The organism is Rhizobium sp. NFR12 (assembly GCF_900108545.1).
Lineage (GTDB): Bacteria > Pseudomonadota > Alphaproteobacteria > Rhizobiales > Rhizobiaceae > Neorhizobium > Neorhizobium soli.
Window position 1 is genome coordinate 327065 of record NZ_FNWM01000001.1, and the last position, 24300, is coordinate 351364.

At 61.4% G+C, this 24300-nt stretch carries 20 protein-coding genes; 14 read left to right on the forward strand and 6 right to left on the reverse strand.

Annotation, left to right across the window (positions count from 1 at the left end; translation table 11 throughout):
- Window position 1 precedes the first annotated feature (1 nt).
- Both BLW69_RS01550 and BLW69_RS01555 read right to left on the reverse strand, forming a co-directional pair.
- A complete protein-coding gene (locus BLW69_RS01550) occupies window positions 2-1369 on the reverse strand; it encodes a polysaccharide biosynthesis/export family protein (RefSeq protein ID WP_092659470.1) in 1368 nt (455 codons plus the stop codon).
- 151 nt (window positions 1370-1520) lie between these two features.
- A complete protein-coding gene (locus tag BLW69_RS01555; protein WP_092659472.1) occupies window positions 1521-2201 on the reverse strand; it encodes a sugar transferase in 681 nt (226 codons plus the stop codon).
- Between the two features lie 742 nt (window positions 2202-2943).
- Between BLW69_RS01555 and BLW69_RS01560 the strand changes: the two genes are divergently transcribed.
- Together BLW69_RS01560 and BLW69_RS01565 are read left to right on the forward strand one after the other, a co-directional pair.
- The gene (locus BLW69_RS01560) at window positions 2944-3225 is read left to right on the forward strand and encodes an exopolysaccharide production repressor protein (protein WP_092659474.1); all 282 of its coding nucleotides are present in this window, start codon (window positions 2944-2946) and stop codon (window positions 3223-3225) included.
- 102 nt (window positions 3226-3327) lie between these two features.
- On the forward strand, window positions 3328-4359 hold the full coding sequence (locus tag BLW69_RS01565; RefSeq protein ID WP_092659476.1) for a glycosyltransferase family 2 protein: 1032 nt from the start codon (window positions 3328-3330) through the stop codon (window positions 4357-4359).
- Here BLW69_RS01565 and BLW69_RS01570 read toward each other — a convergent pair.
- Both BLW69_RS01570 and BLW69_RS01575 read right to left on the reverse strand, forming a co-directional pair.
- Entirely contained in the window at window positions 4350-5312 is a 963-nt protein-coding gene (locus tag BLW69_RS01570) for a polysaccharide pyruvyl transferase family protein (RefSeq protein ID WP_092659478.1), read from the reverse strand. The two genes, BLW69_RS01565 and BLW69_RS01570, sit on opposite strands and share 10 nt — an antisense overlap.
- 45 nt (window positions 5313-5357) lie before the next feature.
- Window positions 5358-6341, reverse strand: a complete 984-nt coding sequence (locus BLW69_RS01575; RefSeq protein ID WP_062461584.1) for a glycosyltransferase family 2 protein — start codon at window positions 6339-6341, stop codon at window positions 5358-5360.
- Between the two features lie 109 nt (window positions 6342-6450).
- Between BLW69_RS01575 and BLW69_RS01580 the strand changes: the two genes are divergently transcribed.
- From BLW69_RS01580 to BLW69_RS01635, 12 genes are all read left to right on the forward strand, one after another.
- Complete coding sequence (locus tag BLW69_RS01580; protein WP_092659480.1) at window positions 6451-7935, forward strand: lipopolysaccharide biosynthesis protein; 1485 nt, start codon at window positions 6451-6453, stop codon at window positions 7933-7935.
- A gap of 389 nt (window positions 7936-8324) precedes the next feature.
- Window positions 8325-9479 carry an acyltransferase family protein gene (locus BLW69_RS01585; protein ID WP_244508719.1) on the forward strand — a complete coding sequence of 385 codons (1155 nt, stop codon included), beginning with the start codon at window positions 8325-8327 and terminating at the stop codon, window positions 9477-9479.
- Window positions 9476-10375 carry an endo-1,3-1,4-beta-glycanase ExoK gene (locus BLW69_RS01590; RefSeq protein ID WP_092659484.1) on the forward strand — a complete coding sequence of 300 codons (900 nt, stop codon included), beginning with the start codon at window positions 9476-9478 and terminating at the stop codon, window positions 10373-10375. Before BLW69_RS01585 ends, BLW69_RS01590 begins: the two co-directional genes overlap by 4 nt.
- A gap of 22 nt (window positions 10376-10397) precedes the next feature.
- Window positions 10398-11591 carry a glycosyltransferase gene (locus BLW69_RS01595; RefSeq protein WP_092660961.1) on the forward strand — a complete coding sequence of 398 codons (1194 nt, stop codon included), beginning with the start codon at window positions 10398-10400 and terminating at the stop codon, window positions 11589-11591.
- A 13-nt stretch (window positions 11592-11604) separates the two neighbouring features.
- The gene (locus tag BLW69_RS01600) at window positions 11605-12624 is read left to right on the forward strand and encodes a glycosyltransferase family 2 protein (protein WP_092659486.1); all 1020 of its coding nucleotides are present in this window, start codon (window positions 11605-11607) and stop codon (window positions 12622-12624) included.
- A complete protein-coding gene (locus BLW69_RS01605) occupies window positions 12621-13553 on the forward strand; it encodes a glycosyltransferase family 2 protein (protein WP_092659488.1) in 933 nt (310 codons plus the stop codon). The genes BLW69_RS01600 and BLW69_RS01605 overlap by 4 nt, the downstream gene beginning before the upstream one ends.
- Window positions 13550-14512, forward strand: coding sequence for a glycosyltransferase family 2 protein (locus BLW69_RS01610; protein WP_092659490.1), 963 nt, complete (start codon window positions 13550-13552; stop codon window positions 14510-14512). The genes BLW69_RS01605 and BLW69_RS01610 overlap by 4 nt, the downstream gene beginning before the upstream one ends.
- Window positions 14513-14559: 47 nt before the next feature.
- Window positions 14560-15462 carry a UTP--glucose-1-phosphate uridylyltransferase gene (locus BLW69_RS01615; RefSeq protein WP_092659492.1) on the forward strand — a complete coding sequence of 301 codons (903 nt, stop codon included), beginning with the start codon at window positions 14560-14562 and terminating at the stop codon, window positions 15460-15462.
- Window positions 15463-15555: 93 nt separating this feature from the next.
- Entirely contained in the window at window positions 15556-17895 is a 2340-nt protein-coding gene (locus BLW69_RS01620) for a Wzz/FepE/Etk N-terminal domain-containing protein (RefSeq protein ID WP_092659494.1), read from the forward strand.
- Window positions 17896-18070: 175 nt separating this feature from the next.
- The gene (locus BLW69_RS01625) at window positions 18071-19873 is read left to right on the forward strand and encodes an adenine deaminase (protein ID WP_092660963.1); all 1803 of its coding nucleotides are present in this window, start codon (window positions 18071-18073) and stop codon (window positions 19871-19873) included.
- A 10-nt stretch (window positions 19874-19883) separates the two neighbouring features.
- The gene (locus BLW69_RS01630) at window positions 19884-21257 is read left to right on the forward strand and encodes a M20/M25/M40 family metallo-hydrolase (protein ID WP_092659496.1); all 1374 of its coding nucleotides are present in this window, start codon (window positions 19884-19886) and stop codon (window positions 21255-21257) included.
- 191 nt (window positions 21258-21448) lie between these two features.
- Window positions 21449-22051, forward strand: coding sequence for a DUF2026 family protein (locus BLW69_RS01635; protein ID WP_092659498.1), 603 nt, complete (start codon window positions 21449-21451; stop codon window positions 22049-22051).
- Window positions 22052-22152: 101 nt separating this feature from the next.
- Here the strand turns inward: BLW69_RS01635 and BLW69_RS01640 are convergent, their stop codons facing one another.
- Both BLW69_RS01640 and BLW69_RS01645 read right to left on the reverse strand, forming a co-directional pair.
- On the reverse strand, window positions 22153-23076 hold the full coding sequence (locus tag BLW69_RS01640; RefSeq protein ID WP_092659500.1) for a pseudouridine-5'-phosphate glycosidase: 924 nt from the start codon (window positions 23074-23076) through the stop codon (window positions 22153-22155).
- Window positions 23077-23171: 95 nt separating this feature from the next.
- Entirely contained in the window at window positions 23172-24278 is a 1107-nt protein-coding gene (locus tag BLW69_RS01645) for a carbohydrate kinase (RefSeq protein ID WP_092659502.1), read from the reverse strand.
- Between the last annotated feature and the right edge of the window lie 22 nt (window positions 24279-24300).

Consider the following 24300-nt stretch of genomic DNA (forward strand, 5'->3'; position numbering starts at 1 on the left):
CCTATTGCATCAGCAGTTCGGAGGTCACCTTCACCACGTCGCCCGGCATCAGACGGGCATTCTCGTCGACGGCCACTTCCTTGGGGCCGTCGCCTTCGTCGCGCACGACAGTGTATTTGATCGTCGCGGCTGTCTTGCTCGGGTCGAAGCGCAGCGCCTCGGCAGACTGTGCAACTGCCTCCGAGATCAGTTGGCGGCTGGTGGTCAGCTGCAGGCCGAGCTTTTCAAGTTCCGCTTCGGTATCCTGAAGCTCCTTTGCCCGGTCTGCTTCCCAGTCGTTGCGCAGGTTGATCTCGTCCTGGTTCGCCTGGCTGATATCCTGCTTTGCCTTCAAGGTCGACGTGTCGATGTCGAGCAGGGTCGACTGGATGCTGGCCGTGCGCTCCTCGATGGTCAGAAGGCGGCTGCTGGTAGCCAGACCCTGTTCGGTGAGCCGGGACATCTTGTCCCGGTTTTCCGACACGAGATCGAGCTGGCGCTGTTGCGTCTCTGTCTTTTGCGCGAGCGACTTCACTTCGCTTTCGAGAAGGCTGCGCAGCTCGTTGAGGGCCTGCAGCTGCAGCTCATAGCGGTCGCGGCGCGATTTCATCAGCGATGTCTCGCTGGCAATCAGCTGCGCGGCATTGGGCACGTCTTTCAGTTCCGCCGGGATTGGCAGATCGCGCGATCCGGAAACCTCGGCCACAAGCCGTGCCCGGCGGGCAATCAGGCGGCCGCGCTGGTTGTCGTAGACGGCAACGTCGCCCTGCGCGTTGATGAAATCCTTGGCGAAGCGCTGACCAGCATCTGAACGGCGCAAGCCGCCGGCAAGGCTTACCGCCTTCAGCACGGTCAGGTTCGGGGAATAGGGAAACTCTCCCGGTGTCGTGACGTCGCCGGCGAGATAGACCGGCCGGTACTGGCTGATTTCAACCGAGGCAGAGGGCAGGTTTCGAAGTGCGAACTTGTCGCGCAGCTGCTGGCCGATCAGACCGGCAACTTCGGCGGTCGTCTTTCCGGCTGCGTCGAGATCGCCGATAAACGGAAGCGACAGCGCCCCGGACGGGCCGACCGTGTATTCGCCGCCGACCACGTCCCAGTCGCGCACCGTGCCATCGGCCGGCTGCCATTCGGCCACGCGGATGCGCAGCTTGTCCATGACGCCGAGCTTATAGCCGCCGCTGGCGGGACCGCTTGCGGCAGCCGCTGCAGGGGTCTTGGGTGCCGCAGCCTTGCCAGGTGTTGCGGTTTCGGCCTCAGTGGAGGTCTGTTGTGTGGTCTTCGGGGCTTTGTCCTGCGCCAGGACTGGCGCGACTGAACTCAGCAGCAGGGCGCCGGCTGCAAAAAGGAGCGCCGGCGAACCGCTTTTCGAATGATCGTTCTTCAACATCTACGGGTCCTTCAATCGCATTCAAACGCAAATCCGTGGGAGGTCGGCTTGCGCTTGTTTCGACTGTTGAGTTCGTCTGGTGACTTGTTCTTGGTTTTTCTTGCGGCCGGTGACCGACCAGGATTTCTCAGGCTATCAAAAGAAACTCAGATCAATAGCTGCCGCGGGCAAAGCAGACCGCAGGGATGGTCTTTGCAATGATGGCGATGTCGCGAACCAGCGACCAGTTCTGGACGTATTGCGTGTCGAAAGCGATGCGGGTCTCGTATGACACATCGTTGCGACCGCTGATCTGCCACAGGCCTGTGAGGCCAGGACGGGTGCGAAGGTAGTAGACGGCAAAGGCGTCATAGACTTTCAGTTCCTCGTCCACGACGGGACGCGGTCCAACCACGCTCATTTCGCCACGCACGATGTTGAGCAACTGCGGCAGCTCGTCGAGCGAGAGCTTGCGCAGGACTTTGCCAACGGAAGTCACGCGTGGGTCGTCTTTCAGCTTGCGCGTCAGACGCCATTCTTCAGCGGCATGCGGATTGTCACGCAGATAGGTGCGCAGCAATTCGTCGCCGTCGGTCGCCATGGTCCGGAACTTGAGGCATTTGAAAATGCGTCCGTTATGGCCAATGCGGCTATGGCCGTAAAAGGCCGGGCCCTTATCGGTGAGTTTCACCAAGGCCATGATCATCAGAAATAGCGGGCTGAACAGGATCAGCGCGCATGCAGCTGCGGTCATATCGAAGCTGCGTTTAGCGAGGCCACCGATCGGGAGGGTACCGAAGGCCTGGTCGGAGTCTACAAACGGCGAACTAGCCGAACGTGTCGCTGACTTCATAGAGGGTAACTCCATTTAGGTTTTGCGATAGTCGGTGATGCCTTTCGGCGGGTCTTTTCGTCGACAATTTGATAATAAGTCTGTGTTCGGAATTTGATGCCAGCCAATTTTTTCCGGGAGCGCTGTCCCGATGCGGGTCGATGCGCGCCAAAATCCGATCAGCACTCCGATTTTTTTACAATCGATTGAATAGCCACCCCAGGTCTACTGTTCTTTTCTGGCAACTATACCCGGAGTTAGAATAATACCCGTGCCATTAGCGTATTGGGGGGCTTCTGCGCAGGGCCAGTCCAGAGCTAAACCTGTGATTGCTTCTTTGCGCAGGGCCAGGAAGTAGCTTGCGTATAAGACCAAAGGCCTACGCATTTCGCACCGCAATACAATGATGCAGCGCAATATGGCTTCGTCGAGTCTCGTCACCTTTGTAACAAAAGTTGAACGCCGGTGACCCCGACTCTGCGACATCCAGCAGCGGAATGTTCCAGACGGCGAGCTTCACGTCCAAATTGTGGCGGAAATGCGATTGGGGGCTGTGGTACCAAGGTAAGAAACCATTCACGCTAATCGCAAGGAACTGCCATGGCGGGGCAGGGAACCGGCAAACCTTACGAAAGTTTCATTAATACTCGGCATAGCAGATGCTGTATTGCTTGCATCCGACTACTGCCGGTCCTATCGTGACAGTGCAGGGAGGAGCCTGCGTCTAGAAGCCAAGAACTATAAGCTGCTCGGGAGGGCGATCATGTATGCGCCGCGCGTATTTATAAGTATCCTTTGCGTCCTGGTCGTTTTCGCGCTCGCGTCCTTTTTCATCAGCGGGTCCGTCTACACAGCATTTATACACACGCTCCTCTGCGCGGTTATTATCCAGGTGGGTTATTTCGTTGGCATCGTTTACCTCGTTCACCGCGAGAAGCTCGCGGGTAGCAGGGGTCGGACAGATACCGCCGTCGCTGCGCGCTCCAGAGAGGTTTCCAACATTCCGTCCGAAGTGACGTCACACCTGCCTGCCCGGGATATCTAGCCGGCGCTCTCAGTCCCATTTCAGTTTTTGTTGCAGTGCTTCCATATGGAGGCCATCTTCCTGCGTTCAGGTCCTCGCACGACGAACGATGGAGACAGTCTCATGGAGAGCGCAACGGCCCACCCCGATGTTCAGACGATTTGCGTCGTCATCGCAGCCAAGAACGCGGCAGACACGATCGCCACCGCCGTCCGGTCCGCGTTGCAGGAAGCGCTTGTCAGCGAAGTCGTCGTGGTCGATGACGGCTCGAGCGACGACACGGCCGGCGCTGCCCGCAGTGTGGATGATGGCAGCGGGCGGTTGCAGATCATCTCGCTGGAGAAGAACCAGGGCCCGTCTGCTGCGAGAAACCGGGCGATCGCCGCCTCCAGTGCACCGCTGATCGCCATTCTCGATGCGGACGATTTCTTCTTTCCTGGACGGTTCGAGCCAATGCTGGCGCTTGGCGACTGGGACATGCTGGCCGACAACATCGCCTTCATCTCCGATCCTGCCGCCGCATTGCCGCCCGAAAAGTTCGAGTCGAGGGCGCGGACGATCTCGCTCATCGAATTCGTCGAGGGCAATATTTCCGAGCGCGGAAAGCCGCGCGGCGAGACAGGGTTTCTGAAGCCGATTATTCGTCGCTCGTTCCTCGATGCCCATCGTCTTCGGTACGACGAGGGCCTGAGGCTTGGCGAGGATTACGATCTATATCTGCGGGCTCTGGCCAAGGGTGCGCGCTACAAGGTGATCGAGCATTGCGGCTACGGCGCCGTCGTCAGGGCCGATTCGCTCAGCAGCCGCCACCGCACCCATGATCTGAAAACGCTATACGAAGCGGATGAGGCGATCCTGTCGGATCCGCTTCTGCCGACGCAGGCAAGGGCGGTAATTACCCGTCACCGCGACCACATCCGGGAACGCTACGAGCATCGCGCCTTCCTTGATACCAAGTCGAATTCGGGGATTGTCGCGGCCGCTAGCTACATGTTCGGCCGGCCGCAGTTCCTGCCCTATGTCGCGCAGGCGATCCTGCTGGACAAGATGGAGGCAAGACGTGGCGGACCGGTTCCGGTCGCCACGCCGCATGCCATGCGCTATCTGCTTGCCGGGGTTCCGGCCGCAGCGGACCCTGCCGCCGTTCAGAAGTAGTCGCGGCGGATCTCGTCCAGAACAGCGCGAAAACGCTGCTTCTTGTCTTGAAGCATCGAATCCGGGCTGAGCTGTGGCTCGGTCCGGCTGGCCTGCCAGAGCGCCAGGATCGACGGTGCCGCAAGGACCTGCTTCGCCATGCCGCGAAGGCCTGACTGAGCAGGAGCTGTGGGCGCAGACGTCCGCGTCATTACCGATGCATCTGCGCTTGCAGGTTCGTGATGGGCCGGCTGCTGCTGGCCGCCGCCGCCGTCGAAGCTCATTCCCCAGAACTTGGTTTTCTTGGCCACTGCCTCGGCGCGCGTCGAAACCGGCACGAAGTGCGGATTGTAGGTCGCACCGACGGACTGTGCCCAGTCGTTCCACTTGAAATTGTTGATGGATCTGGATGTGCTCACCGCAATCCACGGCACCCGGAATGCATCGGCCAGGATCGCGCCGTGCATGGACTCGGCAACGATCATCTCGGACTGGGCAATCGCCCGGATGACCGATTTCGCCTCGCCGCGCGGGTCGAGCCAAGTCAGTCCGGCGGGCTCGCAGACCGATTGCCACATGCCGAATTCCGCCGATTCCCAATGGGGAACAAAGGTCTTCTTGTGGATCTTCGGCAGGTTCTGGAATTCCGGCATATCGGGGATGAGGGCCGCGGGGTCAGTGATCCCCCTGTCGAGGGGAAGACCGAGCTTCGCCGCCGTCAATGGTCCGCGCACGCAGCGCACGTCCCATTCGGGATCATTGATATCGGGTGCCTCGCCATAGCCATAGCCGCTGCCGATCACTAGTTTCTTCTGCCCGGGCGGAAGCAGGACGGGGTTGAGAACGGTACCGACGCCGACCAGCATCGTATCGGCGTGGACGTCGCGAAAGCCCGGAAGAAGATAATCCCAGAGCCACAGATTGAGGTCGTCGCCGAAATTGCCGTGGTGGGATGCCCAGTAATAAGGTTGCATGCAAGCCTCCTGATGGGAGTGAAGTCTTTGTAAAAAATGCGAAGTTTACGTCGCCGAGCGCTCGCGCGCACCCATACCGAGTTTCCCTGCGCCCAGTTCGAAGGCCGCGCGGATCAGCGCCGGATCGCGCATCACCCATTTGGCCAGCAGGCCGAATTCCGGGCTCTGGCGCCGCTTCATCCGCCCGGCCTGGCTCCACAATGCCTGCCGTCTTGCGGTGTTCTTATAACCTGCAATCGACGCGACGTCGCCCGGCCTGTTGCTGAAACGCTGTTCCAGCGTATCAAGCGCCACCCAGGTGTTGAACTGCTGGCGCAGGAATTCCGGCGACTGGTTGTCGATCGAATGGAAGATGTTGATGCCCATGCCGCGGGCAGCGCCCGGCTCGTCGCAGAGGATCGTCCGCTTCGATTTCAGGATGCAGTCGCAGAAGAACAGCACGTCTTCGGCGGCCAGTCTCAATTCGGGCTCGAAGCGGACAGCCTCGAAGACCGGACGGGACATCACCATGCAGGTGAGATGCAGAAAGCTCCAGTTGCGCAGCATGACGCTTGCCAGGTCCTGAAGCTCGATGATGAGCGGCTTTTCCGATAGCCGTGTGCCGCCTTCGGTCTTCTCCAACTGCGCCATGCCGAAGTGGTAATAGAACTCTTCGCTCGCCTGCATCGAGGCCCAGTAGCACTCGGCGCCGAAGCGGCTCATACTCTCGAATGCGTTTGTGAGATGATCCGGAAGCCACACGTCGTCGCTGTCGAGAAGCGCCACAAAACGCGTTTCGGCGGGCACCGCGTCCAGCCCGGTATTGCGCGCCGCCCCTGGCCCGCCATTCTTTTGTTCGATGATTCGGATGCGCTCGAGCCAGGTCGGATCGGCGTCCTGAAGTTCGATTTTCGCGTTATGGGGTGACTCGTCGTCCACGACGATGATATCAAAATCCACGAAGCTCTGGCTGAAAACGGATTGCAGGGCCCGGGTAAGGATACCCGGTTCCCGTTGATAAAAGGGAATAATTACGGTGAATGTCGCCATGTTTTTGCCCCTGCTTTTTTCAAGTATTGCAAACCGCTAGCCGCCTGGACGGCTTGGATTGCGGCTTCACGCTGGCTCTCAATCAGTATCCAACAATAGGAATTCGAAGATGGCCCCAACCCAAGGCGTGAAGACGATCACGACAAATGTCGGTTGGAGTGTGCTGTCAAAGACCGCCACATTCGGGCTGAAATTTGTCACTGTACCGATATTGGCAAGACTGTTGACCCCGGAAGATTTCGGAACGGTGGCTGTCGCACTCACCGTTGTACAGTTTTTGGCGATGATCGGTGGTGCCGGTTTGACGTCGGCGCTGATCGTCGATCGGGACAGCGGCATGGATACGGTGCACACCGTTTTCTGGGCCAATCTCGCGATGTCTCTGATCATGTCGGTGATCCTTTTCCTCGGCGCAAACGGCATCGGCAGCTGGATGGGTGCGGCCCAGAGCGCCGATCTCCTGCGTATCATGGCCTTTCTCATTCCGCTGCAATTGACGGCCGATGTCGCCTATTCGCTGCTCGCCCGCGAGATGAATTTCAGCAAGGACGCGATCCTCAGCACCGTATCGGAAACCACGGCGGCGCTGGTCGCCCTGGCGCTTGCCTTCATGGGGTTCGGCATCTGGGCGCTGGTCGTGCAGCTGTTTTCCTCGGCGGTGATCCGGCTTGTCGGCCTCTACTCGATCACGCGCTACGTGCCGCGTTTCGTCATCAAGCCCGATCGCATGGGGCCGCTGGTGCGCTATTCTTCAGGGCTGATGGGGTCCGAGATCGCCAATTTCGTGACCTTTCAGGCGCCGATGGTGGTGATCGCGCGTATGTTGACGCTTGCCGATGCGGGTGCCTATTCGGCCGCCAACCGGTTTGCCAGCATTCCGAACCAGGTCGTGCTGTCGGCGGTAATGGGCGTGCTGTTCCCCGCCTTCAGCCTGATGGGCGACGACCGCAAACGCCGCACCGACGCCCTGATGCTGTCCACCCAGGTGATGACGGTCGTGCTGGCGCCGGCCATGTTCGGGCTGTGGGCGGTGGCGGAACCGGCGATGCTGGTGCTGTTCGGGCCGCAATGGGCCTATGCCTGGCCGGTGCTTGGCCTGCTCGCGCTGTCGAAGGCGATCGTGACGCCCTGCAGCACGTTCATCCCCTACCTCAAGGGCACCGGCCAAAGCCGTGTGCTGTTCTGGTCGGCGGTGCTGCGCGCCATTGCAACGACACTCGCCATCATGCTCGGCGCCACCTATGGCAGCCTTGTCGATGCCATGGTGGCGCTTTGCGTCGTCAACGCCATCACGCTGGTCGGTTATTCCTGGGCCGTGTTCCGGGTCGACGGCATTCCGTTCTTTTGGGGTCTGATGACCAGCAGCCGGTCGATGCTCACCTCGCTCGTCATGGGCGTCGGGGTCCGGTTGACCCTTTCCACCTTCGAAGCACAGCTCACCAGTCCCTATCTCCAGCTCCTCGTTGGCGCTGTCGTGGGCGGCGTGCTCTACGGCGCCATGTTCCTCGTGACGGAAAGGGCGCTGGTCAAAAAAACAATCGGCATGGTCAAGCGGCGTCGTGGTGGGGCGGTTGCGGGCGCACCTCCTGCATAACGAAGGATGCCCTTGCCTCATCGTTGAGACGTATTTTTGCCTTAATCGCGCCGCATTCGGGCGAGGATGCGAACCGATTTGATTGAGTGTCGTCTGAGGTCGAAGTTATTTTCACGACGAATTGATTTTTTTCTCTGTTGTGCAGTGCAGCATAAGAAATCAGTGATCCCCCCGGAATCCATAGCGTTTCAGCACTCGCGAAAGTAGAACTCGCGAATGGAACGGGTAAGGGGATGCCGCTGCGGGCCGGGCGGATCCCGGCTTTTCGCTGCGCCGCCACATTTTGTGCCAAACTGCACCTGATCCTTGGCACTCGAAAATGCGGGCTCAAAGTCTGCTCTGATTGAAACGGTGGTGACGGGAGGCGCCGCCCAAAAAGGGTAGTTCGTTTGACTGTTGATCAAACCATTTCCTCCCGTATCAATTTGATGCGCATCCTTCTGATCTCGGGCATCGTGTTCGTCCACGTCCCGTTCGATCCGCAGACCAGCCCGTTCCTCGGCCAGAACGGTTTCTTCGATTGGCTCCGCGTGTTTTTCGGCGACAGCCTGTTTCGTATCGGCGTACCGTGCCTCAGCGCGATTTCCGGCTATCTGCTGTTTCGCCGTGGCTGGGATGCTTTCGACTACGGCAAGGTGATGCAATCCAAGGCGCGAACCGTGCTTGTGCCGTTCCTGTTGTGGAACCTCGGCCTGTTCGCCGTCGTCCTTCTGGTGCAGCGCGCCGGCATGGGCATCGGGTATTTCCCGGACCTGTGGAATGCATCCTCCCGTGAACTGGCGAACTATGCGTTTGCGAGCGAGAATTTTCCCGTCGACATCCCGCTCTATTTCCTGCGTGACCTTGTCGTCTGCATCGCCCTGTCGCCAATCCTTGCCTTCTTCGTGCGCAAGGCTGCGGTGCCGACGCTGGTCATCCTGTTCGTGGTGGCGATCTTGCCGGATCTCACGCTCTTCATCGTTTTGAAGAAGTCGATCCTGTTCTCTTTTACCTTCGGCATCTTCCTCGCTTTGAACCGGATCGATCTCTCGGCGCTCGACCGTTTTGCCGTTCCCGGCACTGCGCTGGTTGTGGCCGCCGCCGTCCTGTTGTCGATCGCGCTTTATCAGACGGGACCGGACTATTCCTGGTCGCTTGAGCTTCTGCGCAACGCACTGTCGATTATCGGTGCCGGTGGATTCTGGCTGATGTCGGCACTTGCTATCCGCTCGACGCTCGGCAAACGGCTGGCCGCCACCGGTAGCCTCAGCTTCTGGATCTTCTGCGCCCATTACCCGCTGCTCGTGGTGATGTGGATGGTCTGGAACCGCATTGCGGGCGATCAGCTTTACCCGCTGTTCTATGTCGGCGCGATTTCCTCGGCCCTCGTGATCCTGGTGATTTCGAATGCGCTGGTGTCGCGCCTTATGCCCGGCCTTTACCAGACGCTGACGGGCAGTCGCGGCCGCAAGGCAAAGCTTGCGCAGACACAAAACTCCATTTCGTCCGGGCAATCCGCGCATGGCCGCGAGCCCGCCCTGACCCACAGAAGAGGTGAAACATGACGGCATCCGCCAGACAGATTCGACCCGCTTTCCGGGCCGCTGCAACGGCATTCGCCGCGCTGGCAGTGCTCGCCTGCGCTCCAGCTTATGCCCAGGCACCGCCAGCCCCCGAAGCTCCGGCGACCCAAGCGCAGGATCCGGCCGCAAAGCACCGTCCTGATACCAAACCCCATCCGGGCGGCAAGCCGCAGCCGGATGCCAAGGGCACGTCCTTCGTCGAGAATTTTGATCGGCTCGACCGGTCGTTCTGGTTCGTTTCGAACGGCTGGAACAACGGCGCCCATCAGAACTGCACCTGGTCGCAGCGCCAGGTGACGACGGATGGCGGCAATCTGAAGCTCACCTTCGAGGAGCGCCAGAACAAGGACCGCAAAAACGTCTGCGGCGAGATCCAGACCCGCGCCCGCTTCGGTTACGGTACCTATGAGGCGCGCTACAAGTCGGCGACCGGTCCTGGCCTCAACTCAGCCTTCTTCACCTATATCGGCCCGACCGACAAAAAGCCGTGGGACGAGATCGACTTCGAGGTGCTCGGCAAGAACGTCGATCAGGTTCAGCTCAACCAGTATATCAACGGCAAGGGCAAGAACGAGAAGATCGTTCCCGTCGCCGGTGGCGCCGACAAGGGCTTCAATGACTACGCCTTCATCTGGGAGCCGGAGCGGTTGCGCTACTTCCTCAACGGCAAGCTGGTGCAGGAAGTCACCGACCCGTCGAAGATCCCGCAGAACGCCCAGAAGATCTTTCTGAGCCTGTGGGGCAGCGATACGCTGAAATCCTGGATGGGCCCGTTCGCCTATTCCGGTCCCACCACGATGGAAGTCGATCGCATCGCCTATACGTCGCTCGGCGAAGACTGTGCTTTCCCGCAATCCGTGCTCTGCACGCTCGACTGATCTCGACAGGGAGTTGAACGACGTGACACTGCAGGTCCTCTATCTGGCCCATGATCTTGCCGACCCGGCTATTCGCCGGCGGGTGCTGACGTTGAAGACCGGCGGCGCCAGCGTCACGGTCGCAGGCTTCAGGCGCGCGGGAAACCTGCTGGGTCAGGAGGAAGGCGTGCGCTCCATCGATCTCGGTTCAACGCAGGACGGACAGTTCAGCCAGCGCATCAAGGCCGTGATTGCTGCCCGGATGCAGTTGCAAAAGAGGCTTGTCGGCGTTCCGATGCCGGATGTCATCATCGCCCGCAATCTGGAAATGCTGGTTCTCGCCGAGGGGGCAGCGTCGCTGTTCGGCGGCGACGTTCCTGTCGTCTACGAATGTCTCGATATCCACCGCCTGCTGCTTGACGAGGGTGTGAAGGGGCGGGTGCTGCGTGCCGTGCAGCGGCATTTCGCAAAGTCGGCCCGGCTGCTGATCACCAGCTCGCCGGCCTTTGTCGAAAACTTCTTCAAGCCGAAATCCGGGCTCGATCTTCCGGTCCTTCTGCTCGAGAACAAGGTTCTGCAGCTGGGCGAAGCGTCCGTCGCAAAGCCGCAACCGCGTCTGCCCAAGCAGGGTGAGCCCTGGAAGATCGGCTGGTTCGGTGCGATCCGCTGCCGCAAGTCGCTCGATATCCTGACGGCCTTCGCCGAAAAGATGAACGGCGGGGTCGAGGTCATCATCCGCGGACGGCCGGCCTATAGCGAGTTTGCCGATTTCGACGCGCAGGTGAAGAACGCGCCGTTCGTGCGTTTCGAGGGTCCCTACCGCAATCCGGAGGATCTGGCGGAGATCTACAACGAGGTGCAGTTCACCTGGGCGATCGATTTCTTCGAGGAAGGGCTGAACTCCGAGTGGCTTTTGCCGAACCGTCTCTATGAAGGCGGGCTGCATGGCGCGGTTCCGATCGCGCTTGCGCGCACCGAGACCGGCCGCTTTGTGGCTAAGCGCGATATCGGCATCCTTCTCGACAACGCGACGCCTACCGATCTGGAAACCCTGTTCTCGGGCATGACCGACGCACTCTACCTCGATCGGTTCGCCCGGCTTGCGGCCGTCGATCGCAGCCAGTGGGTTACTGATGCAGACGATTGCCGCGCCCTGGTCGACAGGCTTGCGGGCCTCAATCGCAATATTTCGCTGGCCGTACCGTCGGTACCGGCCGTTTCAACCGTGCAGTCGTGAGGTGAGATAGGTCATGCGTGTGCCTTCGAATGCCGATGTTTCCCATGGCGACCTGTCCTTGATCCGGACACTGATCGTCGTTCCGTGCCTTGATGAGGCAAAGACCATCGAGCCGCTTTTGCGCAAGCTCGACCAGCAGCGTAGCTCGGCCAGCGACATGATCGTCGTTGCCGATGGCGGCAGCAAGGACGGCACGCAGGAGATCGTCCTTCGCGTCGCTCAGGAACTGCCGAACGTGGCGCTGATGCACAATGCCAAGCGCATCCAGAGTGCGGCGATCAATCTAGCCGTCCAGCGGTTCGGCGCGGAGTTCGAATATCTCATCCGCATCGACGCCCATGGCGATTATCCCGACGATTACTGCCGGACGCTTCTGCAGGAGGCGGTATCGCTGGAGGCGGATTCCATCGTGGTCGGCATGGAAACGGTCGGCTTTGGCCTGTTCCAGCGGGCAACGGCTGCGGCGCAGAATTCCAAGCTCGGCAATGGCGGCTCCAAGCACCGGGCCGGCGGCGGCGGCGAGTGGGTTGATCACGGTCACCATGCGCTGATGCGCATCTTCGCGTTTCAGGCTGTCGGCGGCTACGACGAGAGCTTCAGCCATAACGAGGATGCGGAACTGGATTTCCGCCTTCGCCAATCCGGTTTCCGCATCTGGATGACCGGCAAGACTTACATGACCTATTATCCGCGCTCCACCGCCTCGGCGCTGTTCCGGCAGTATCTCGGCTATGGCCGGGGCCGGGCAAAGAACCTTCTGAAGCATCGGTCGATCCCCAAGATCCGCCAGGCCATTCCGCTGGCGGTCGCACCGGTCGTGATCGGCGCCGTGCTTGCCGTCCTCTACTGGTGGGCGGCAATTCCGCTGGTTGTCTGGGCGGTCGCCTGCCTCGGCTACGGCGTCTGGATGGCTGTGGGCCAAAATAACCCGCTCGGCCCGCTTGCTGCGGTGTCCGCGATGATCATGCACTTCGCCTGGTCGGCAGGCTTCTGGATGGAACTGATCGGCATCAAATCGAGGAGGCGTGCATGATCGTGGCTGGCAGCGGCAAGCTCCGCATCGATATCGGCATCTGCACCTATCGGCGCCCGGAACTGGAGGTCACGTTGCGGTCGCTGTTCGCGCTCGACGTGCCCGAACACACGCAGGTCCGGCTGATCGTCGCCGACAATGACGCGGAGCCAAGCGCGCAAGCCTTGGTCGAGCGGCTGAAAGCCGTCTCGCCCTTCGAGATCGAGTATGTCCATTGCCCGAAATCGAACATCTCGATTGCCCGCAATGCCTGCCTTGCCGCCTGCCAGGCCGATTATCTGGCCTTTATCGACGACGACGAGACGGCCGGTCCCGGTTGGCTCGCAGCGCTTGTCGATCGCGCCGAAGCGACGTCCGCCGATGCGGTTCTAGGACCCGTGCGCGCCGTCTATCCGGACGATGTTCCGGCCTGGATGCGCAGCGGTGATTTTCACTCGACCAATCCCGTCTGGGTCAATGGCCGTATCGTCACCGGCTATACCTGCAACGTGCTTCTCGACATGCGCTCGCCGAAGCTTGCGGCCCGCAAGTTCGCACTGTCGCTCGGCCAGAGCGGTGGCGAGGATACGCACTATTTCACCCAGCTGACAGATGCCGGCGGACAAATCGAGTTTGCCCGCGAGGCCCTGCTCGAAGAGCCGGTGCCGCAGAAGCGCGCCAGCTTCTCGTGGCTTGCCAAGCGCCGCTTCCGCTCCGGCCAGACCCATGGCCGCATCGTTGCGGCAAAGAGTGCCGGTCTGTCGCGGATCAAGAAGGCCGCAATCGCTGCGGTGAAATTTGGCTATTGCGCCGTGGTGACAGTGGGAGCGGTCGCCGTTCCCGTCACCCGCACACGCTATGCCCTGCGCGCAGCACTGCACGCCGGTTCGGTCATGGGGACGCTCGGCATGCGCGAGATCCGCCAGTACGGCATGGTGGAGGCCACATGACTTCCGTTGTCACCGCACCCGATGTCAGCTTCGTGATCGCCGCCTACAATGCTGAGGAGACGCTGGAAAGCGCGATCGATAGCGCGCTTGCCCAGGTCGAAGTGTCCCTGGAAGTGATCGTCGTCGACGACTGCTCCTGCGACGGCACCCGCGAGCTTGCGCTTCGCTGCCGCGATCGCGACGATCGCGTCAAGCTCATCGTTCAGCCCGCCAATGGTGGGCCTGCGGCCGCGCGCAATGCCGGGTTCGACGCCGCAACCGGCCGCTGGATCGCCGTGCTCGATGCCGACGACACGATTCATCCTCAGCGCCTGAAGCGGATGATCGCACGCGCCGAGGCGATGGATGCACGGATCGTGGTCGACAATATCGACGTCGTCCCGCTCGAAGGCGGCGAGCCGACAGCGATGTTTTCGCGCTCCGATCTGGAAGCGCGGAACACGCTTGAGCTCGCCGATTTCATCGAATCCAACATCATCTTCGAAAGCACGTTCAATTTCGGTTACATGAAGCCGATTTTCCGCCGCGATTTCCTCAATCAGCACGGCTTGCGCTTTGATGAGAACCTGCGGATCGGCGAGGATTACATCCTGCTTGCATCTGCGATTGCGAGCGGCGGCATCTGCGCCATCGAGCCCGAGGCCGGTTACGTCTACCACCTGCGCCACGGTTCGATCTCGCGGGTCCTCAAACCCGAACACCTCACGGCGATGCTTGCCGGCGACGAGAAGTTCCTCGGACGCTTCTCTCTCGAACGGCAGGCAATGGCAGCACAGCTGCGCCGCACGCAGAGCATTCGCGAGGCGGCATCCTTCCTCACACTCGTCGACCAGATCAAGAAACGATCATTCGGCGGGATTCTGAAAACGGCAATCGACAATCCGCGGGCGCTCAAGCACCTGCGCATGCCGATTGCCGTCCGTATGCGCCGGTTCGCAAGAGCTTCCGGCGTTTCTTGACAATCCGATCGACGGGGCGGGGGCGCCCCGGAAAGGACAACGACACTATGGACATGAGACCCGTTCGCAAGGCGGTCATTCCGGTTGCAGGCAATGGAACGCGGTTCCTGCCGGCCACCAAGGCAATGCCAAAGGAAATGCTGACGATCGTCGACAGGCCCGTCGTGCAATATGCGGTGGATGAGGCCATGCAGGCCGGCATCGAGCACATCATCTTCGTGACCAGCCGCAACAAGACGGCCATCGAAGACTATTTCGACAGCAATCCCGAGCTGATCGCCAGCCTCACCCGCGCCGGCAAGACGGTTCAGGTGACCCAGCTCGAAAAGATGCTGCCGCTCGCCGGCACTGTCAGCTACACCCGCCAGCAGGTTCCGCTCGGTCTCGGCCACGCCGTCTGGTGCGCCCGCGAGCTGGTGGGCAACGAGCCCTTCGCGCTGCTGCTGCCGGATATGGTGTCCTATGGCGCCCGCGGCTGCATGGCCGGCCTCGTCGATCTCTATGAAGAAGTCGGCGGCAACGTCTTCGGCGTCGAGCAGTGTGCGCCCGAGGAGACGTCCAGCTACGGCGTCGTCGCGATCGGCGAAAGCAAGCAGCACGGCTTCGAAGTGACCGGCATGGTCGAAAAGCCGGCACCTGCCGATGCACCGTCGAACTATTACCTTAATGGTCGCTATATCCTGCAGCCGCAGATCTTCGAACTGCTGGAAAGCCAGGAACGCGGAGCCGGCAACGAGATCCAGCTGACCGACAGCATGCAGAAACTGCTGCAGAAGCAGCCGTTCCACGCACAGCCCTACACCGGACGGACCTTCGACTGCGGTTCCAAGCGCGGTTTCATCGAAGCCAATGTGGCCTTCGCGATGTTGCGGAGCGATATGGGCGAGGAGATCTATCACTCCGTCAAGGAGCTTCTCGCCAACCACGAATCGAAGGTTAAGGCGGCTTAAGGGCCGCTCCAACGTCGCAGTCAGACCAAAGCCCGAGGAACGGCAGTCCATTTCTGCCGTTCCTCTCGACAATTCCGGAAAGCGGACAAAGCCATGGACCAGGTTAATTATAGGCCGATGAACATCTTCCCGAACGAGCAAAAAGAAACTGACACGTTCATCGACCTCGACAAGTTGTGGTCGGCAGCCATGCGTCGGCTTGGCGTGATCATCATCTGCGTGGTCGCCATGGTCGCGCTTGCGGCAGCCTATCTGTTTACGGCGCAGCCGAAATACACGGCCGCGACGCAGATATTGGTGGACGACAACCTGTCCCGCTATGCGGAAGAGGAAACCGAAGGCCAGACCGCGCAGCAGATCGACAACCGCATGTCCAGTTCGGTCGAGATCCTGAAATCCAAGGCGCTGGCGCTGAGCGTCGTCGACAAGGGCAAGTTTGCGGAAAACGATCTGATCGTCGATCCGCCCAAATCGCCGGTCGATCTTGCCAAGGACATGGTGAAAAGCGTTGTCTCGCTGGTGTCATCAGGCGGCCCGTTGCCGAGCGAAGACCAGGTGCGCGCCGGACGCCGTGAAAAGGCTGCCGCCATCCTTCAGCAGTCGATCACCGTCGAGCGCGTCGGACGCAGCTCGGTCATCTCGCTTTCCGTCCGCTCGCCAGACCCGGTTCTTTCCGCCCAGCTTGCCAAGACCTATGCCAGTTCCTTCCTCACGGAAGAGCTTAACGCCAATTTCGACGCGACCGAGCGCGCTTCCGTGTGGCTCCAGGAACGTTTGAACGACCTCAATATCCGGGCACAGCAGGCATCGCTGACCGTCGAGCAGTACAAGCGCGACAACGGCCTCGTATCGCCGCGCGGCGAGCTGATGTCGGCCCAGCAGCTGTCCGATCTCAATACCCAGCTGATCTCGGCGCAGGCCGAAGTCGCCAGCGCCCAGGCCCGCTACAACCAGTACAAGGTGATCATCGACAAGGGCTCGGAAGCAGCCGTCGCAAATGCTGTCGTCGCCAACCGCGATACCGACAACACGGTGCTGCAGAACCTTCGCCAGCGCTACACGACGGTCAACGATCGTGAAAAGGGCGTGGTCGAGCAGTTCGGCGCCGATCATCCGCAGGCAGTCGCACTTCGCTCCGAAAAGCAGGACCTGGCACAACAGATCCTGCGCGAGTTGCAGCAGCTGACCGGTTCGTTCCGCAACGAGCTGGATGTCGCAAGCTCGCGCGAGCAGTCGTTGCGCGCCAGCATCGAAAGCGTCGCCGGCCGCAACCAGGATGCCAATGTCTCCATGGTGCAGTTGCAGGAGCTGCAGCAGCGTGCCGATGCGCTGAAGACGCTCTACCAGTCCTATCTGCAGCGGTTCGAACAGGCTTCGCAGCTGCAGTCGCTGCCGATTGCCAAGGCCCGCATCATCTCGGAAGCCGGCGTGCCGATCTCGCCATCCAGCCCGCGCAAGACGCTCACCATGGCTCTGTCCGTCGTGCTTGGACTGCTGCTCGGCGGCGCACTTGCAGCGCTTCTGGAATTTCGCGAGCGCTTCTTCCGCACCGGCGCCGACGTGCAGGACAAGCTCGGCGTCCGCTTCCTCGGTTACCTCCCGAAGATTGGCAGCGCCCAGACCGACGACAACGGCTCCGACAAGCCGGCCGATGCGATCGACGGCCAGATCCTGCCGGAGGGCGATCCGATCGCGCTTCGCCGCAAGATGCGGGTTGCCGTCGAAGCGCCGCGCTCGCAGTTTGCCGAGACGCTGCGCAATGCCAAGCTTGCCGCCGATATCGTGCTGCAGGGTCGCAAATGCTCTGTCATCGGCGTCGTCTCCTGCCTTCCCGGCGAAGGCAAGTCGATGGTTGCGGCAAACCTTGCCGGCCTGATCTCGTCCAACGGCGTTCGCACGCTGGTCATCGATGGCGATCTGCGCAATCCGGGTCTGTCCAAGATGCTGGCGAGCGAACCGGATGTCGGCCTGATCGACGTCGTGCTGCAGAAGGTTCCGTGGACGGCGGCCGCCCGCGTCGACCGCCGCTCGCGCCTGACGATCCTGCCGATGACCACCCGCAGCCGCCAGCTTGCCCATACATCGGAGCTTCTCGCCTCGACCGGCATGAGCCAGTTCCTCGAAAGCATCAAGGACACGTTTGACGTCATCATCGTCGACCTGGCACCGCTGATCCCTGTTATCGATGCGAAGGCCTTCGAGCCCTATGTCGACGGCTTCATCTTCGTCACCGAATGGGGTGTCACGCCGGTCAAGGCCGTGCAGAGCGTGCTTCAGTCGGAACCGCAGATCGCCGCAAAGACGATCGGCGTCATTCTCAACAAGACCGAGATGGGCGAACTGCGCAAATATGCCGATCCGGGCGCGCCTGAGCGCCTGCATTCGAGCTACTCGTCCTATTACAAGGATGCCATTCCCGGCGTGCCGCGCTAAGTCGCGACACGTTCCGAAAGACTGATCGAAGGCCGCCGCTCCCTGAGGAACCGGCGGCCTTTGCGTTTCAATGGTTTGACCTGTCCATTTTCCAGATTTGCACCGATCCGCGCTTCCGTGCGGGAACAGAATTCCTTACCATGCCCAGATACCGATGATCAGCGAGGCCGATTTCATGAGCACTCTCAACCGTTTCTCCGTTCAACCGCTGGCATCCATGACGCGGCTGCTCGCCGACGTCGCGTCGGCACGGCGCGAGCCGGATCTGGTCATCCGGGATGCACGGATGCTCTCCACCTATTCGGAACGTATCCTGCCCGGGCGGGAAATCTGGCTCTCCGGCGGCCGTATCGCCGCGGTAAAGCCCACCGGTTCCTACAAGGGAACATCGGCCAAGATTTACGACGCAAAGGGCGGCATTCTCGCCCCCGGCCTTGTCGATCCGCATATCCATATCGAATCCTCGATGGTGACGGCCTGCGCCTATGCGGAGGCCGCCCTTCTCAACGGCACCACCACGATCTTCTGCGACAGCCACGAGATCGGCAATGTCATGGATGTCGCCGGTGTTGAGGCGATGCTGGAAGACGCGCGCATGGCGCCGCTGTCGATCTTCCTGACGGTGCCGAGCACCGTTCCCGCCACCTCGCCGGAACTGGAAACCGCCGGTGGCGACCTGACGCCGGACAAGATCGCGGCGCTGTTCGACAAATGGCCGGAAGCGGTAGCGCTCGGCGAAAAGATGGATTTCGTTCCCGTCGCGATGGGCGACGAACGCAGCCATGCGATCCTCGCTGCCGCACTGTCGCGCGGCCGTCCCGTATCGGGCCATGTCTATGGCCGCGAATTCGTCGCGGCCTATGCGGCCTCCGGCGTCACCGACACCCATGAGGCGATCGACCGCGATATTGCCGACGATCTGCTGGAAGCGGGCGTCTGGCTGTTCCTGCGCGGCGGCCCGCCGACCACGCCCTGGCATTCGCTGCCACAGGCGATCAAGACCATCACCGAGCTTGGCGCCTCGCACAAGCGCGTCGCTGTCTGCACCGACGACCGCGACGCCGAGGATCTGCTCGCATTCGGCATGGACTGGGTCACCCGCGAGGCGGTCAAATACGGCATGACGCCGGAACAGGCCTGGGCGATGGGCTCGCTGCATGGCGCGACCCGCTTCGGCATGGAAAACGAGATCGGCGGTCTCGGCGGCGGACGGCGTGCCGATCTGGTGCTCCTGTCCGATAAGCTGGAGCCGGTCAGCACCTGGTATGGCGGCGAACTGGTCGTGGACCAGAAGAAGATCACGCCGGTTCTCGATGAGGCTTTGTCCAAACCCTATCGCTATCCGGAAGCCGCCTATCATACGGTCAAGCTGCCGAAGAACCTCAAGCTGACGCCTGACCTGCCGACCGAGACCGTCATTGCCCACACGATCAAGACGGAGCTGCCCGGCATCACGCTCGGCCACGTCACCGTCACGCTCGAGCCCGCCAACGACTGGCAGACCCAGTTCGATCGCCACGGGCTTTGCTTTGTCACGGTCGTGGAACGTCACGGCAAATCGCCGGGCAATGTCGCGCACGGTCTGCTCAACGGCTTCGGCCTGAAGAAGGGGGCCGTCGCCTCCTCGGTCGGGCATGACAGCCACAATATCATCGTTGCCGGCACCAATGAACGCGACATGCAGGTGGCGCTCGATGCCATCGAGGCGGTCCAGGGCGGCGTCTGCGTGGTGATGGATGGCAAGGTGACCGCCATGGTGCCGCTGCCGATCGCGGGGCTCTTGTCCGACAAGCGCGTCCACGAGGTCGCCGACGAGGTGAAGGCGTTGAAGCTCGAATGGGAAAAGGCCGAATGCACGATCGCCTATATGGGCTTCAACCTCATTCCGCTGTCGGTCATTCCGGATATCCGCATTACCGACAAGGGCCTCGTGCTGGTGCCGGAAATGCAGATCCAGACCCTGTTCGAACCGGCATGAGTTTTTGAGAATGACACCTGAAAACACCGATCTCGCCCGCGTTCTCGCCCATATCGATGCCAACAGCGACAGTTTTGTCGAACGGGTGATGGAGTATGTGAAGCACAAGTCGATCAGCGCCTCCAACGAGGGGATCACGGAAGCCGCCGATATCCTCGTCGGCATCCTCAATGGCCTCGGCATGCAGGCCCAGACGATCACCACCCGCAACCACCCGATGGTGATCGGACGGATGGAGAACCAGCCCGGCAAGCCGACCGTGCTGCTCTACGGCCATTACGACGTGCAGCCGCCCGAGCCGCTGGATCTCTGGAAGAGCCCGCCCTTCAAGCCCGAAATCCGTGACGGCCGCATCTACGCGCGCGGCATCGGCGACAACAAGGGCCAGCATTTCGCCCAGTTGCTGGCGATTGAATCCTATCTCAAGGTGGTTGGCGAACTGCCTTGCAATGTGATCTTCCTGCTCGAAGGCGAGGAGGAGATCGGCAGTCCCCATATGGCGGAATTCGTCGCGGAGCATGCCGACAAGCTCAATGCCGATCTCGTCGTCACCTCGGATGGCTCGCTGCATGACAGCGGCCGCCCCGTCGTCACGTTCGGCGTGCGCGGAGTCGCTTCGTTCGAGCTGCGCGCAAAGACTGCCATTCGCGATGCCCATTCCGGCAATTTCGGAGGCGTCATGCCGAATGCGATCTGGAAGCTCGTGCATCTGCTCGCAACCATGAAGAACGACCGCGGCGAGATTACCATAGACGGCATTTACGATCCCGTCGTGCCGCCGACCGATCTGGAACTGCAGGCGATGGCGGCTTTGCCGCTCGATGTCGAGAAGATCAAGGCCGAGCTTGGCATGACGGCGATCGAAGAGCCGCTGGATCGTCCCTATTACGAGCGGCTGATGTTCCAGCCGACGCTCACCATCAACGGGCTGCATGGCGGCTATGGCGGGCCGGGGCAAAAGACGGTTCTTCCGAGCGAAGCCTATGCCAAATGCGATATTCGCCTCGTCGAGAGCCTGACGCCGGACTACGTGTTCGAAAAGGTCCGGGCGCATGTGGAAAGATACGCGCCTGACGTGGAGTTCGTGCCGCAAAACTCCATGCTGCCGTCGAAAACCCCGATGGACAGCCCGTTCGCATCCGTGATCCGCGAAGCGATCGTCGCTGCCCGCGGCGTCGAGCCACTACTCTACCCAAGCCTCGGCGGCAGCCTCCCGGACTACGTCTTCACCAAAATCCTCGGCAAGCCCGCTTTCGTCGTGCCCTATGCCAATGCCGACCAGGCAAACCACGCCCCCAACGAAAACCTCAAGCTCGACCTCTTCCACGCCGGCATCCGCACCGGTGCTGCGCTGCTGGCGAAGCTGGGCGAGATGAAGGGGTGAATGGTAGGGCAGGGACGGTGGAGTGGGGTGCCGAGGCGCTATAATTTACCATAATTAGGGTCAATCAGAAAATTGACCCTAATTATGGTTCAAAGCTCAGGCTGTCCGGCCCCACTGCAACGCCGCAGTTTACATTGCCGCGCTGGCCGCCTAGGCAGGGTGCCACATCAGGATTGGGCAGGTTACGGATCATGTTGATCAAGCAGAGCGACTATCACCGCATTTACCGGGTCATCAACAGCCTGCTGGTCAACGAGAACGCCAACACCGCCGTTGCCGGCATGTATTTCAGCACGTTCGGCGCGTTCATCCTGCGCCAGCATTACGGGGTCACTGCGACGCCGAAGAGTGGGCTGGCCGCCTACAATCTCGGCGGCACCCGCATCCTCTTCGCAGACCAGCGCGAAGACGGGTATGTCACGGGTGCTGGCGAGAATTTTCATTGCTGGGTGGAGGCCGACGGCTGGGCGATCGATTTCATGGCGCCGGCGTTTTCGCAGAGCGCGTCCGAGCTTCGGGTGCCCTCTAAGATGTTCCAGAGGCCTCTTTCGGCCATGGCTTCAAGCATCAACGATCTCGAGCAATCCGGCGATTTCTTCTATCAGTCGGAGCCGCAAGCAAGCGCAAGGCGCTTCGCGGATTGGCACAAGCACGCGATGATCGGTGATCTCGCCTCGGTTGCCGCAAACTGGTTCCGGAAGTCGCCTAAGCAGATGCCGAAGTCACTGTCCATCGCGAGCGAGCCGGGAAAGAGCGTGCCGTTGCTGGGGAATGCGCTTTCGGGCGCCTGGTGATGGCGGAGGCTTGCGGGCCGGGACAGGTTCGCCGATAGCGGCCAGCTCCGCTACGGGGGCGTTAGAGGGCGGGATGCTGTCGCACCCCGCCGCACGTGATGTCAGCCCTTCTTCAGCGCCGCATAGGCCACGGCCATCTTGGCGGCGAGGCGGGCGTTGTTTCGGACCAGCTCGATATTGGCTTTCAGGCTTTCGCCCTTCGACAGCTCGTTGATGCGGGCGAGCAGGAACGGGGTCAGTTCCTTGCGGCCGATGCCGCGCTCATCTGCTTCGCGCACCGCATCGGCAATCGTGCCGTCGATGAAGTCAGGGGTCAGGGCGGCTTCTTCCGGGATCGGGTTGGCGATCAGGAGGCCGGTGCCGGTGCCGAGCTGGTGGTGGAGATACATGGCGCGGGCAATCTCTTCTGCCGTATCCAGCCGGTGATCGGCCTTGTAGCCGCTCTGGCGGGTGAAGAAGGCCGGGAAGTCCTCGGTGCCGTAGGCAATGACCGGGACGCGCTGGGTTTCCAGGTATTCCAGCGTCTTTGCGATATCGAGGATCGATTTCACGCCGGCGCAGACGACGGCTGTCCTGGTGCGGCCAAGCTCGGTCAGGTCGGCGGAGATGTCGAATGTCTGTTCGGCGCCGCGATGCACGCCGCCGACGCCGCCGGTCGCGAAGATCTCGATACCGGCGAGGTCTGCCAGAAGCATGGTGGCGGACACCGTCGTACCCGCCGTCTGGCCGCGCACCATGGCAACGGCGAGATCACGGCCGGAGGCCTTTACCACGCCCTTGGCCTGGGCCAGCTTTTCCAGCTCGTCCCGTTCCAGGCCGACGCGGAGTTCACCGTCGATGACGGCGATGGTCGCCGGCACGGCGCCGTTTTCACGCACCACTGCCTCGACCGAAAGCGCCGTCTCCAGATTGGCCGGGTAGGGCATGCCATGGGTGATGATGGTCGATTCGAGCGCCACGATGGCACCGCCCTTCGCAAGAGCATCTGCAACTTCCGGGCTGAGTTTCGGCTTCAGCAATGACATGGGATTTCCTTTCTGGAAGCAGTTCCGGCAAAGCCGTGAAGCGGTTTTGCGTCTGGACCTGCGTTGGGATTAAACACTGGAAGCACTCACGTGCTTCAGGACAAACGGTGCATGTGGGCCTGCAAAAAGGCCTCGGAGAGTTCGGGGTGGACGCTTGCCGCGCTTTCGGTCGTGAGCGTCGCAACCAGTGCGCCGATGCGGGCAGCGGTGTGAATGTCGTCGCCGGCAATCACGCGGTGCAGGGTGCCGGCAATCATCGCGTCGCCAGCGCCGGTCATGTCGATCGCCTTGGCTTCGACTGCTTCGAAACTGGCTGAAGCGTCGATGCCGGCGACCGCAATGCCGGCCGCCCCCATCGTCACCACCGCCTCGCGGGCACCGGCCGCCTGCAGGCCGCGTGCCGCCTTCAGCGCGTCGTCGATCGTCTCGCGGGCCGACAGGCCGAGAATGGCGTTGGCCTCGTCGATATTCATGAACAGAAGGTCGATACCGGCAAGGTCCTTCGGCAGGCGCATGGCCTTGACGGTCGAGACCGCATCGATCGCCAGCCGGAACCGCGCGTCGCGTCGCCGCGTGATCAGCGCTGCCAGCGTCTCGGCGGGCGGGTTACAGTCGGAGAACACGAAGCTTGCCGACGCCAGATGCGGCCAGACGCGGTCGAGATGTTCGGGTCGCAGCAGATCGAATATGCCCATGTCAGCGATACCGAGCGAAAGATCGCCGCGCGGATCGAGGATGGCCGCATATTCGGCGGTCGGTCGCTCGGTGCTGATGATCATCTGGCTGACGTCGATGCCGCGCTCGCGCATATAGGTCATCAGCGTGCGGCCGCCCTCGTCGTCGCCGACGATCGAGATGAAACCGGTTTGCGTGCCGAGACGGGCGAGGTTTTCGGCGACGTTGCGGGCGACGCCACCCATCGAGCGGGTGCTGTCGACCGGGTTCGACGTACCCGGCACGATCTCCTGCTTCGCGTGATATTTCCGGTCGAGAACGGCGCCGCCGAGACAGATCGCGCGCGACGGCTGCGGCATGACATAGCCGCGGCCGAGGACATGCCCCTTCTGCATCAGCTGCACGATATGCGCTGCCACCGTGGAGCGGGCGAGCCCCAGCATCTCGGCAATCTCCTGCTGTCCCGCAAAAGGATTGTCCCTGATAATGCCGAGAACGGCGGCTTCCTGGCTGGTCAGATCGTCCATCGTGGCTTCCCGTGAAGGATCA

What these genes read in the sequence shown, in the direction of transcription:
- BLW69_RS01615 (WP_092659492.1), top strand. Translation starts at nt 14,560, where the DNA reads ATGGACATGAGACCCGTTCGCAAGGCGGTCATTCCGGTTGCAGGCAAT.
- BLW69_RS01570 (WP_092659478.1), bottom strand. Translation starts at nt 5,312, where the DNA reads ATGCAACCTTATTACTGGGCATCCCACCACGGCAATTTCGGCGACGAC.
- BLW69_RS01640 (WP_092659500.1), bottom strand. Translation starts at nt 23,076, where the DNA reads ATGTCATTGCTGAAGCCGAAACTCAGCCCGGAAGTTGCAGATGCTCTT.
- BLW69_RS01630 (WP_092659496.1), top strand. Translation starts at nt 19,884, where the DNA reads ATGACACCTGAAAACACCGATCTCGCCCGCGTTCTCGCCCATATCGAT.
- BLW69_RS01580 (WP_092659480.1), top strand. Translation starts at nt 6,451, where the DNA reads ATGGCCCCAACCCAAGGCGTGAAGACGATCACGACAAATGTCGGTTGG.
- BLW69_RS01645 (WP_092659502.1), bottom strand. Translation starts at nt 24,278, where the DNA reads ATGGACGATCTGACCAGCCAGGAAGCCGCCGTTCTCGGCATTATCAGG.
- BLW69_RS01550 (WP_092659470.1), bottom strand. Translation starts at nt 1,369, where the DNA reads ATGTTGAAGAACGATCATTCGAAAAGCGGTTCGCCGGCGCTCCTTTTT.
- BLW69_RS01600 (WP_092659486.1), top strand. Translation starts at nt 11,605, where the DNA reads ATGCGTGTGCCTTCGAATGCCGATGTTTCCCATGGCGACCTGTCCTTG.
- BLW69_RS01620 (WP_092659494.1), top strand. Translation starts at nt 15,556, where the DNA reads ATGGACCAGGTTAATTATAGGCCGATGAACATCTTCCCGAACGAGCAA.
- BLW69_RS01560 (WP_092659474.1), top strand. Translation starts at nt 2,944, where the DNA reads ATGTATGCGCCGCGCGTATTTATAAGTATCCTTTGCGTCCTGGTCGTT.
- BLW69_RS01575 (WP_062461584.1), bottom strand. Translation starts at nt 6,341, where the DNA reads ATGGCGACATTCACCGTAATTATTCCCTTTTATCAACGGGAACCGGGT.
- BLW69_RS01635 (WP_092659498.1), top strand. Translation starts at nt 21,449, where the DNA reads ATGTTGATCAAGCAGAGCGACTATCACCGCATTTACCGGGTCATCAAC.
- BLW69_RS01590 (WP_092659484.1), top strand. Translation starts at nt 9,476, where the DNA reads ATGACGGCATCCGCCAGACAGATTCGACCCGCTTTCCGGGCCGCTGCA.
- BLW69_RS01565 (WP_092659476.1), top strand. Translation starts at nt 3,328, where the DNA reads ATGGAGAGCGCAACGGCCCACCCCGATGTTCAGACGATTTGCGTCGTC.
- BLW69_RS01555 (WP_092659472.1), bottom strand. Translation starts at nt 2,201, where the DNA reads ATGAAGTCAGCGACACGTTCGGCTAGTTCGCCGTTTGTAGACTCCGAC.
- BLW69_RS01605 (WP_092659488.1), top strand. Translation starts at nt 12,621, where the DNA reads ATGATCGTGGCTGGCAGCGGCAAGCTCCGCATCGATATCGGCATCTGC.
- BLW69_RS01625 (WP_092660963.1), top strand. Translation starts at nt 18,071, where the DNA reads ATGAGCACTCTCAACCGTTTCTCCGTTCAACCGCTGGCATCCATGACG.
- BLW69_RS01610 (WP_092659490.1), top strand. Translation starts at nt 13,550, where the DNA reads ATGACTTCCGTTGTCACCGCACCCGATGTCAGCTTCGTGATCGCCGCC.